This window comes from Halomonas sp. DQ26W (assembly GCF_003339685.1).
Classification (GTDB): Bacteria; Pseudomonadota; Gammaproteobacteria; order Pseudomonadales; family Halomonadaceae; genus Halomonas.
In genome coordinates this window covers 1-8,405 of record NZ_QPKI01000048.1, presented here as the reverse complement: position 1 = coordinate 8,405, position 8,405 = coordinate 1, and the positions used below count along the sequence as shown (strand labels likewise).

12 protein-coding genes and 2 pseudogenes are annotated in these 8,405 nt (G+C 62.3%); 5 read left to right on the top strand and 9 right to left on the bottom strand.

Going from position 1 to position 8,405, the window contains the following annotated elements:
- Positions 1–140 (top strand): annotated as a pseudogene (locus DU490_RS17255) (IS110 family transposase); the annotation flags it as partial.
- Between the two features lie 90 nt (positions 141–230).
- Here DU490_RS17255 and DU490_RS17530 read toward each other — a convergent pair.
- The 4 genes and pseudogenes from DU490_RS17530 to DU490_RS16595 all read right to left on the bottom strand — a co-directional run.
- Positions 231–392 (bottom strand): annotated as a pseudogene (locus tag DU490_RS17530) (multiprotein-bridging factor 1 family protein); the annotation flags it as partial.
- A gap of 111 nt (positions 393–503) precedes the next feature.
- Entirely contained in the window at positions 504–701 is a 198-nt protein-coding gene (locus DU490_RS16605) for a hypothetical protein (protein WP_258801708.1), read from the bottom strand.
- Positions 701–1,015, bottom strand: a complete 315-nt coding sequence (locus tag DU490_RS16600) for a type II toxin-antitoxin system RelE/ParE family toxin (RefSeq protein ID WP_114575336.1) — start codon at positions 1,013–1,015, stop codon at positions 701–703. The genes DU490_RS16605 and DU490_RS16600 overlap by 1 nt, the downstream gene beginning before the upstream one ends.
- Positions 1,003–1,281: a CopG family ribbon-helix-helix protein gene (locus tag DU490_RS16595; protein ID WP_114575335.1), complete on the bottom strand. Its 279-nt coding sequence runs from the start codon at positions 1,279–1,281 to the stop codon at positions 1,003–1,005. Before DU490_RS16595 ends, DU490_RS16600 begins: the two co-directional genes overlap by 13 nt.
- 165 nt (positions 1,282–1,446) lie before the next feature.
- On the opposite strand from DU490_RS16595, the gene DU490_RS16590 reads away from it, so the two are divergent.
- Positions 1,447–2,220 carry an ADP-ribosylglycohydrolase family protein gene (locus tag DU490_RS16590; protein WP_114575334.1) on the top strand — a complete coding sequence of 258 codons (774 nt, stop codon included), beginning with the start codon at positions 1,447–1,449 and terminating at the stop codon, positions 2,218–2,220.
- A gap of 22 nt (positions 2,221–2,242) precedes the next feature.
- On the opposite strand, the gene DU490_RS16585 is transcribed toward DU490_RS16590, so the two are convergent.
- Positions 2,243–2,884, bottom strand: a complete 642-nt coding sequence (locus DU490_RS16585) for a DsbA family oxidoreductase (protein WP_114575337.1) — start codon at positions 2,882–2,884, stop codon at positions 2,243–2,245.
- Positions 2,885–3,006: 122 nt separating this feature from the next.
- Positions 3,007–3,999 carry a LysR family transcriptional regulator gene (locus tag DU490_RS16580; protein WP_220270526.1) on the bottom strand — a complete coding sequence of 331 codons (993 nt, stop codon included), beginning with the start codon at positions 3,997–3,999 and terminating at the stop codon, positions 3,007–3,009.
- Positions 4,000–4,090: 91 nt separating this feature from the next.
- Between DU490_RS16580 and DU490_RS16575 the strand changes: the two genes are divergently transcribed.
- Entirely contained in the window at positions 4,091–4,498 is a 408-nt protein-coding gene (locus tag DU490_RS16575) for a hypothetical protein (RefSeq protein ID WP_114575332.1), read from the top strand.
- Between the two features lie 10 nt (positions 4,499–4,508).
- Here the strand turns inward: DU490_RS16575 and DU490_RS16570 are convergent, their stop codons facing one another.
- The 3 genes from DU490_RS16570 to DU490_RS16560 form a co-directional block, all read right to left on the bottom strand.
- The gene (locus tag DU490_RS16570; RefSeq protein WP_114575331.1) at positions 4,509–5,762 is read right to left on the bottom strand and encodes a type II toxin-antitoxin system HipA family toxin; all 1,254 of its coding nucleotides are present in this window, start codon (positions 5,760–5,762) and stop codon (positions 4,509–4,511) included.
- Entirely contained in the window at positions 5,752–6,090 is a 339-nt protein-coding gene (locus DU490_RS16565; RefSeq protein WP_114575330.1) for a helix-turn-helix transcriptional regulator, read from the bottom strand. The genes DU490_RS16570 and DU490_RS16565 overlap by 11 nt, the downstream gene beginning before the upstream one ends.
- 105 nt (positions 6,091–6,195) lie before the next feature.
- Positions 6,196–6,339 carry a hypothetical protein gene (locus DU490_RS16560; protein WP_220270527.1) on the bottom strand — a complete coding sequence of 48 codons (144 nt, stop codon included), beginning with the start codon at positions 6,337–6,339 and terminating at the stop codon, positions 6,196–6,198.
- 281 nt (positions 6,340–6,620) lie between these two features.
- Here DU490_RS16560 and DU490_RS16550 point away from each other — a divergent pair, with 281 nt between their 5' ends.
- Together DU490_RS16550 and tssI are read left to right on the top strand one after the other, a co-directional pair.
- On the top strand, positions 6,621–7,139 hold the full coding sequence (locus tag DU490_RS16550; RefSeq protein WP_114575329.1) for an Hcp family type VI secretion system effector: 519 nt from the start codon (positions 6,621–6,623) through the stop codon (positions 7,137–7,139).
- 239 nt (positions 7,140–7,378) lie between these two features.
- On the top strand, positions 7,379–8,405 hold a 1,027-nt coding region (gene tssI / locus DU490_RS16545), incomplete at its 3' end, for a type VI secretion system tip protein TssI/VgrG (protein WP_114575328.1).

Sequence of the window (8,405 nt, the reverse complement as noted above, 5' to 3'; positions counted from 1 at the left end):
TCTACCACCAAGTCCAGGCCAGCGGTCATGACTGCGAGGTAGTGGCTCCGTCCTTGATCCCCCAGCGTGCCGGGGATCGCGTCAAGACCGACTGGCGAGACGCGAAGATGTTGGCACGCCTGTCTCGCTCCGGTGAACTCACGCCGAAGGGTGTCGACGCTGTCGGTGAACAGCGAGACGCCGACCAGCGCCGCCGCTTCGAAGTAGGTACCGATGGCCACTTTGGGAGATCCTTTGGCAACCTGCCGGATCGTGACCACGCCGACGCCCACTCGCTCGGCGAGTTCGTCTCGGGTCCATCCCTTGCGTAGCCGACCCTCCTCGATCAAGCCGGCAAACAGGTGCAATGAGAGGGAAGCTTGGGGGCAGAGGGTGACGCGTCTGGTTTTCATTCCGACATTATAGTATCGGTTTGTGGCGTTATCGATAATTTAATGCCACTCCGCTTATCCGGGACCAGCTGTGCTGCTCTTGCAATACAGTCGCACTGATTCTGCGAGCCCTCAGGGGGTCAACTGGCCTTCGACTGCCGCCTCCACCGGGCCAACGCCGGTGATGAGCGGCGTAAAGCGCTGCTTGAGATGCGGGCCGTATTCGGCGTCGGCCGCCATGACGAAGAGGATTGAGCGGCCGCCCAGTACTGTCAGCTTGAGCTCCACGGTTGTATCGGCTTGGGAGTACGCAGTAGTGGAATCATTCATCAACGCTGATTGCCTTGTGATGGGTGAAAGCCGACTTCTTTCTGATGACGAATGGCCAGAACTACCACCGTGTCCCCATCGAGGCGGTAGCGTGCGACGTAACCGCTATCACCAAAATCAATCAGCCAATCCCGATATGCGTCTGTTAGAGCGTCAATGGGGCGGCCGATATGCGGGAACCTTCCAAGCTCTTTGATCCCCTGCATGATCGCCTTGGCGGCGCGCTCGGCGGCTGCTGGACTCTTCGGCCGCAGGAACTCACGCAGTCGCTCCAGATCCCGGACGGCTGCTGGGGCAAATATCACTTGTGGCATCTGGGGGCCGACACCTCATCATCCTTTCCCCAGCTGGCCAGCCACTTCTCCATTTCTTCAGCGGTCGCATGCAAGCCTGTCGCTTGGTAATCCTCCCAAGCGTTGAGCGTCTCCTGCCTGAAAGCCTCTTGTCTCTCCTCACGCTCCACATACTGCTCAATGGCCTCACGCATGAGCCAGTGTGCCGAGCGCTGACGAGCATCGGCCAGATGTTGGATCCGTCCTTTCAGGTCGTCGTCGAGCTTGATGGATGTTGGTCTGGTCATGCTGACCTCCATAGTCAAAGGTAATACCTATTATTACCATAGGCCACATCAGCTAGGGTGTCGATGGGCGAAGGCCCGGTTGACGAGGTGGTGACTGTCCCGCTATGCATGGGGATAGATACCGGTTAGGGGCTATATCGTAAGCTCGCGCTCGAGGAGGCCAATATGCTCGGCGCCATCGCCGGCGATATCATCGGCTCGGTGCACGAAGGGCGGGGCACCAAGCACCGCGACTTTCCGCTGTTCACGCCGCACAGCACCTTCACCGACGACAGCGTGCTCTGCGTGGCGGTCGCCGAGGTGCTGCTGCACGGCGGCGACTTCGTCGATGCCTTCCATGACTACTTCCATCGCTATCCGAACGCCGGCTTCGGCGGTGGCTTCATGCGCTGGGCGGCAAGCCGGGACAGGCAGCCCTACTACAGCTGGGGTAACGGTTCGGCCATGCGGGTGCCCCCGGTGGGCTTCGCCGCCACGTCGCTGGAGGCGGCGCTAAGCCTGGCCAAGCGCAGCGCCGAGGTCACCCATGACCACCCCGAAGGCATTCGCGGCGCGCAGGCGGTGGCGGCGGTGATCTTCCTGGCGCGACAGGGCGCCGACAAGGCGAGCCTGCGTGCCGAGGTGGAGGGGCGGTTCGGCTATGACCTCTCCCAAACCCTGGACGAGATCCGACCGAACTATCGCTTCGACGTCTCCTGCCAGGGCTCGGTGCCGCCGGCGATCCTCGCCTTTCTGGAGGCCGATAGCGTCGAGTCGGCCATCCGCAATGCGGTATCGCTTGGCGGCGATGCCGACACCCAGGCATGCATGGCGGGCGCCATGGCCGAAGCCTTCCATGGTGGCCTGCCCGAGTCGCTGCGAAGCGAGACACTGGCGCGGCTGACGCCGGAATTGCGCGGGGTGGTGGAAGCCTTCGAGGCCAAATCCCCGTCATCCTGATGCCTGGCTGAGGTGCTGCCTTTCAACTCCTGCCGGCCGCCTCGAGAATCGCCTGGCGCAGTGCCTCGGGCGGTTGGGCGCCCGACAGGCCGGTGGTGCCGTTGAAGATGAAGGTGGGCACACCGTTCACTCCCAGGCGCCGAGCCTCGTCGAGGCCGGCTCTTACCTCGGCCCGGCCCTGGTCGCTGGCGAGAAAGGCGGGGATGTCGATATCCGCTAGCCCGCCGTCTCGGGCGGCGTTGGCCAGTACCGTGCTGTCACCGATGTCCTCACCGTCGACGAAGTAGCACCGGAAGAGCGCGCTGACCACCGCCGACTGGACGCCATGTTCCCCGGCGAGCCAGATCAGCCGGTGGGCGTCGAAGGTATTGGGCGTTCGCGTCATGCGCTCGTGGTGGATCGTGATGCCGGCCTGTTCGGCGGCAGCCTCCACCTGGGCGTCGAGCGCCCGGGAGCGCTCCCAGGAGCCGAACTTGGCGGTGCGATAGTCACGCCGCGACAGGCCCTCGGCGGGCATGTCGGGGTTGAGCTCGAAGGGGTGCCAGGCCACCGATACGCTGATTTCCTCGGGCAGTTCCGCCAGGGCGAGATCGAGGTGGCGTTTGCCGATGAAGCACCATGGGCAGATGGCATCGGAGATCACGGTGATGTCGACGTGGGGCATGGTCGCTGAGCCATTGGGTAGGGTTCTCTCGAACCCTACCATCTCCAGGTCGTGATTGACGCCTCCTTAACGCAGCCGGGCACCTGACGCAGGATCGACCATCGGGCAGCGAAGGCAGTGATTCAACCGAGCACAGACAGGTCGGTATGTTGCCCCAGTGGTGCGAGTATCTCCTGCACCATGCCTCGCAACCAGACATGCGCCGGGTCTCTGCTCCGGCGTCGATGCCAGATCATGCTCAATTGCACGGGTAGAATCGCCATCGGAGGCGCATACAGCGTGATCCCGGCAGAGGGGCCGCGGTGTTCGGCAAGCCCTCTGGGAAAGAGTGCGATCAGGTCGGTTGCCGCCACTACCTGCAGCACACCTTCGAAGACGGGAACCGACATCACCACCCGGCGGCTGTGTCCCGCCCGCGCCAGTGCCTCATCGCCAAGTCCATGGAATCGGCCATCGGGGGAGCACAGGACATGTCCAAGGGCGCAGAACAGATCCATCGGAATCATCTCGCCCGGCGCGAGACCCGCTGCGGCCAGCGCCGGATGGCCATTGCGTGCGATCACGATAAATTCAGCGTGAAACAGCCGCGCATGGGCGGTCCAGGCAGGAAAGTCGCGCTCCGGCAACAGCGCAAGATCCACATCTTGGCGTTCCAGTGCCTCGACATGGTGATCGGGCACCAGATCGAGCAGTTGCAACCGCAGTCCAGGCGCTGCGTGCTGGACGCGCGCGCCCAGCTCAGGCATCAGCATCGTGGCAAAGAAATCCGTGCCGGAAATGTGGAAGTCGAACTGCGCCTCGGCGGGGTCGAATGTTTCCGGGCCGACAAGAACGCTTTCAAGCTCTTCCAGAGCGGCTCGAAGTGGCCCCTCAAGACTTGTTGCATAACTGGTCGGGACCAGCCCTTGCCCCTGCCGGACAAATAACGGATCGCCCAGCGCATGGCGCAACCGCCCGAGCGCCGCTGAAACAGCGGGTTGCGAAAGCGCCAGCCTGCGTCCGGCACCCACCGTCGAGCCTTCGCGCAGCAAGGCGTCCAGAACCCGAAGAAGGTTCAGGTCCAAATTCGATATATTTGCCATGTAAATAATATATATACAATCAATCGATTTCACAAATTCGTAGTCAGTACACAAACTGTCTGGTAAGCACCGCACGCCACCCGCCCGTGGGTTTACGTCACTCATCGGAACGGAGGAGACACCGATGAAACCTGTGCCTGTCACGCTTGCCGCCGCTGCTTTTGCCGTTACCTCATCAGTGGCGGCAGATGGCCTGTCGCATCTGCCGCTGCTATCCGACATCGTCCCGGATGCCGTTGCGATCAGTCCCCGTGTGCCGCATATGGGCACACACTGGGCCGAACCTGCGAATCTGCCGCTCGGACCGATCTATTGCGAGATCGAGGGCCGCATTGTCTGTGTCGAATACATGTTCCTGGCCAGTGATCTTGCATCCGGTGTTAACTGGAAGCAGATCCCCACCGGAATGCAGACCCCGCCCCTGACCCACATCGACATGGAATACAAGCCTGATGGTGTCGGCCCCTTCCAGGAGCCGCTCTACCAGATCCATTTCTATTTCGCGGATACCGAAGTGCTTGCCGTCCATTGAGGCGGCAGGGTCAAGACTGCGTATATCCCTCCAGCGCGAAGGGGTTAAGAAACTGCCTGCCCCAGAGGAAAGCGCGACCGACCGGGCTAAATTCGGCTTCATCGCATACGCTGTCCCACTGGCCGCGGATCGTGGCGAGCTGATGATCGATGATCGCTTTGGCTTGCGTTTGGGTCAGGCCAAGTTGCTCTGCCGCTGCCAGGCAGTGGACAAGCTGGCTGCGCCTCTCCTGCCCGTGCAGCAACATCGCTTGCGAGGCTTCGCCGCCGGTTCGTGATTGCGGGCAAATGTCATAAGCCGGTGTCAGTCGAAAGGTTTCGCCATCCCAGAAGGCGGCATGGTTGCGCGCGTGATCATCGGTATTGCCGCACAGCACGTTGAAGGTGATGCGTCCGAATAGCTCGCGTAGCGATTGATCGGGCGCGTCGAACTCCGCGCGAATGCGATGGGCGAGGTCTTCGTAACTGGCATAGCGAGCCGCCATCTCATCTAGCCCCAGCAGCGTGAGGGCCGACAGCACGATCCTTCTGGACCATCCGCCAGCTGCTCTCTTCCTGTCGAAGCGCTCCACCAGCAGTACGTCCTTACCCAGCGAACGGGTCATTTCCACGGGGGCTACGTCGAGCCCCACCAGCTTGGCAAGTCGCATGGCAACGAATTCCGCCTTAACCACGCTATAGAGGTCGGTGCTGGATGAGAACTTAGCCACCAGCTTGCGATCCCGGTCATTCAGCAGGGCCTTGGGGCGGGCGCCGCCGATGCTGCTGCCGTGCTGGATTGCCTGCTCCAGAGCGGGAGGTAGAGGTTCTCCTGCATCGACACAGGCGGAGGCTTCCTGCAATTCCGCCAAGGTGGCGTCCTGATGCTCCCGTGGCCGGTATTCGGTGGGTGAGAGCTGGAAGTCGAGCGCGCCTATCCGATCCGACCCGGACTCAAGCAAGTACACCATCTCGTTGAAGTCGACCTCAGCGGCGCTATTGCCCGACATGCCCGTCAGCCGGTTGATAATGACACGGCGCCCCCAGGCGTCTGGTGAGGCGTCGCGCAGGCAGGAAGGCAGCGTGCCGTCGGCTTGTTCCTGGCTACCTGGCCGCAGGGGAAGCTCGCGGGGAAAAAGGCCGATGGCGTCGTCGCGTGCGAGATAGCGTCGGCCATAGGCAAAGCGATAACGGTCCTGGTCGTCGCGTTCCACGAGACCGGCAGCGACTGGCGTCGTCTGGCCGGGCAGCCAGACCCACACATAGGCGCGTTGGCTAGAAGTCATCGTCGATGGGCTCTTGCTGCTGTCGGTTGACGCGCTTGGGCAGCAACGTCAGCCGTTCCAACTGGGTGGCGTGTTCGCGCCGTAGGGTGTCGATGTTGTCGGTGAAAAGCGAGACACCTACCAGCGCCGCTGCTTCGAAGTAGGTACCGATAGCCACCCGGGGAGATCCTTTGGCAACTTGCCGGATCGTGACCACGCCGACGCCCACCCGCTCGGCGAGTTCGTCTCGGGTCCAACCCTTGCGTAGCCGCCCCTCCTCGATCAAGCCGGCGAACAGGCGCAACGAGAGGGAAGCTTGGGGGCAGAGGGTGACGTGTCTGGTTTTCATTTCGACAGTATAGTGTCGGTTTGTGGCATTATCGATAATTTAGTGCCACTTGTCTCACCCGGCACCAGCTTTGTTGCTTCCCGCTATTCAGTCGTCCTGATTCAGCTAGCGCTCAGCGCCCAACAGGCCCTCGGCTATCGCCTCGCCGAGGCGGTCGACGGCGGCGGCCAGCTTCTCGTCGATGACATGCAGATACTCCGTCCAGTCATCCACGTGGTACAGGCGCTGCCAGCGCAGGACGTCAGCCACCGAACGTCTCATTTTCGCCAAGGTTCGGTGTGGCGTCTTTCTTGACGTTGGCCTTGGCAAACTCGCAGAGCTAGCCAAATCTAAATATAATTAGGCAACTTCTTGCCCTCCGGGCAAGATCTTGCTCGATTCAGGCAACATATTACCTAATCTTGATTAGGTATGATTGTCGAATTCATGGCAACCATCTGTTTTTATTTTGTTTATCCAATGTCGGCACGCTTACTGCCTCTACAGTACCGTCCATCGGACATTCACTCACATCGTCAAGGAGCAGACTCATGCCGACACCTTGTTATATCAGCATCGAAGGCCAGACCCAGGGCAACATCACCGCTGGCGCCTTCACCCCGGATTCCGTGGGCAACATCTACGTGGAAGGCCACGAAGACGAAATGCTGGTTCAGGAATTCAAGCACGTCGTCACCGTGCCCACCGACCCGCAGTCCGGCCAGCCTTCCGGCCAGCGCGCTCACAAGCCGTTCATCTTCACCGTGGCCCTGAACAAGGCCGTGCCGCTGATGTACAACGCCCTGGCCTCCGGCGAAATGCTGCCCAATGTCGAGCTGAAGTGGTACCGCACCTCAGTGGAAGGCAAGCAGGAGCACTTCTTCACCACCAGCCTGACCGACGCCACCATCGTCGACATCAACCTGCGCATGCCGCACGCCCAGGACATGAACACGTCTGAATTCACTCAACTGATGGACGTCTCCCTGGCCTACCGCAAGATCGATTGGGAACACACCGTGGCCGGCACCTCCGGTTCCGACGACTGGCGCGCCCCGATCGAAGGCTAAGGAAGCCCTAAGTCCTTCGATAGCGTCCCGCCCGCCTGGGCGGGGCGTTACGCAGCCGGCGTCGTGATGCCAGCGCTTGTTATCGAGCGCTGGCATCACGGCGTGTACGACATCGCTGACACGTCCTGTCAGCCATTGCCCTTAGCGACCGATTCGCCCTTGCCATACCCAGGGCCTCGCGTAATCTGCTGATGCAATGGATTGCCGCGCATTCGTCTTCCAGGAGGGGAGCCATCACCATGGCCAATCAGACCGGCCTTCAGTTCACACTTGCCCTCGCCGGGGCCGATGACCTCGACCTGGCCGTGGTCGACTTCACGCTGACCGAGGCGCTCTCCCGGCCCTTCCATCTGGCGGTCAATCTCGCCAGCCGCGACCCGGACCTCGCTCCCGAGGCCTTCCTCGACCGCGAGCTCGGCCTGACGATCTGGCAGGACGGCGCGGTGCTGCGCCGGGTCCACGGCATCGCCACCGCCTTCGGCCGCGGCGACAGCGGGCACCGCCGCACCTTCTATTCGCTGACCATCCAGCCAGCACTGTGGCGTCTGTCGCTGCGCCACAACTCGCGCATCTTCCAGAACGTCTCGCCGCTGACCATCATCAATACCCTGTGCGACGAGCGCGGCATCACCGACGTGGCCTTCGCCGCCACCCGCGAACCCGCCAGGCGCGAATACTGCGTGCAGTACCGTGAGACCGACCTGGCCTTTATCCAGCGCCTGGCCGCCGAAGAGGGGCTGTTCTACTTTCACGAGTTCGAGGATGCCCCCGGTGGCGCCCACCGCCTGGTCTTCGCCGACGACCCCCAGGTGCTGGCCAGCCTGGGCGAGCGCACCTATCACGGCCGGGCCGGCGGCACGCCGCCGCTGCGCCACCTGCGCAAGCTCAGCCAAGTCTCCCGAGTCCGCCCCGCCTCGGCCATGCTCAAGGACTACTCCTTCAAGCAGCCGGGCTATTCACAGTTACATCAGGCCCAGCTGCACGAACATATGGCCGAAGGACTGGAGGCGCAGCGGGGCGTCGTTGATAAAGGGTATGAACACTACGACTACCCCGGCCGCTACAAGGCCGACGCCTCCGGCGAGGCTTTCACCCGCATCCGCCTGGAACACCTGCGCCACGATGCGCTGACCGCCGAGGCCGAAAGCGACCTGCCCGAGCTCGCCCCCGGCAATCGCTTTACCCTTACCGACCACGATGCCGAACGCCTCAACCGCGACTGGCAGGTGGTCTCGGTGGTGCATCACGGCAGGCAGCCCCAGGCGC

Excerpts from the sequence above, each read along its gene's own strand:
- DU490_RS16565 (WP_114575330.1), bottom strand. The coding sequence starts at position 6,090 with ATGAAAACCAGACACGTCACCCTCTGCCCCCAAGCTTCCCTCTCGTTG.
- DU490_RS16570 (WP_114575331.1), bottom strand. The coding sequence starts at position 5,762 with ATGACTTCTAGCCAACGCGCCTATGTGTGGGTCTGGCTGCCCGGCCAG.
- DU490_RS16590 (WP_114575334.1), top strand. The coding sequence starts at position 1,447 with ATGCTCGGCGCCATCGCCGGCGATATCATCGGCTCGGTGCACGAAGGG.
- DU490_RS16595 (WP_114575335.1), bottom strand. The coding sequence starts at position 1,281 with ATGACCAGACCAACATCCATCAAGCTCGACGACGACCTGAAAGGACGG.
- DU490_RS16550 (WP_114575329.1), top strand. The coding sequence starts at position 6,621 with ATGCCGACACCTTGTTATATCAGCATCGAAGGCCAGACCCAGGGCAAC.
- DU490_RS16600 (WP_114575336.1), bottom strand. The coding sequence starts at position 1,015 with ATGCCACAAGTGATATTTGCCCCAGCAGCCGTCCGGGATCTGGAGCGA.
- DU490_RS16605 (WP_258801708.1), bottom strand. The coding sequence starts at position 701 with ATGAATGATTCCACTACTGCGTACTCCCAAGCCGATACAACCGTGGAG.
- DU490_RS16575 (WP_114575332.1), top strand. The coding sequence starts at position 4,091 with ATGAAACCTGTGCCTGTCACGCTTGCCGCCGCTGCTTTTGCCGTTACC.
- DU490_RS16585 (WP_114575337.1), bottom strand. The coding sequence starts at position 2,884 with ATGCCCCACGTCGACATCACCGTGATCTCCGATGCCATCTGCCCATGG.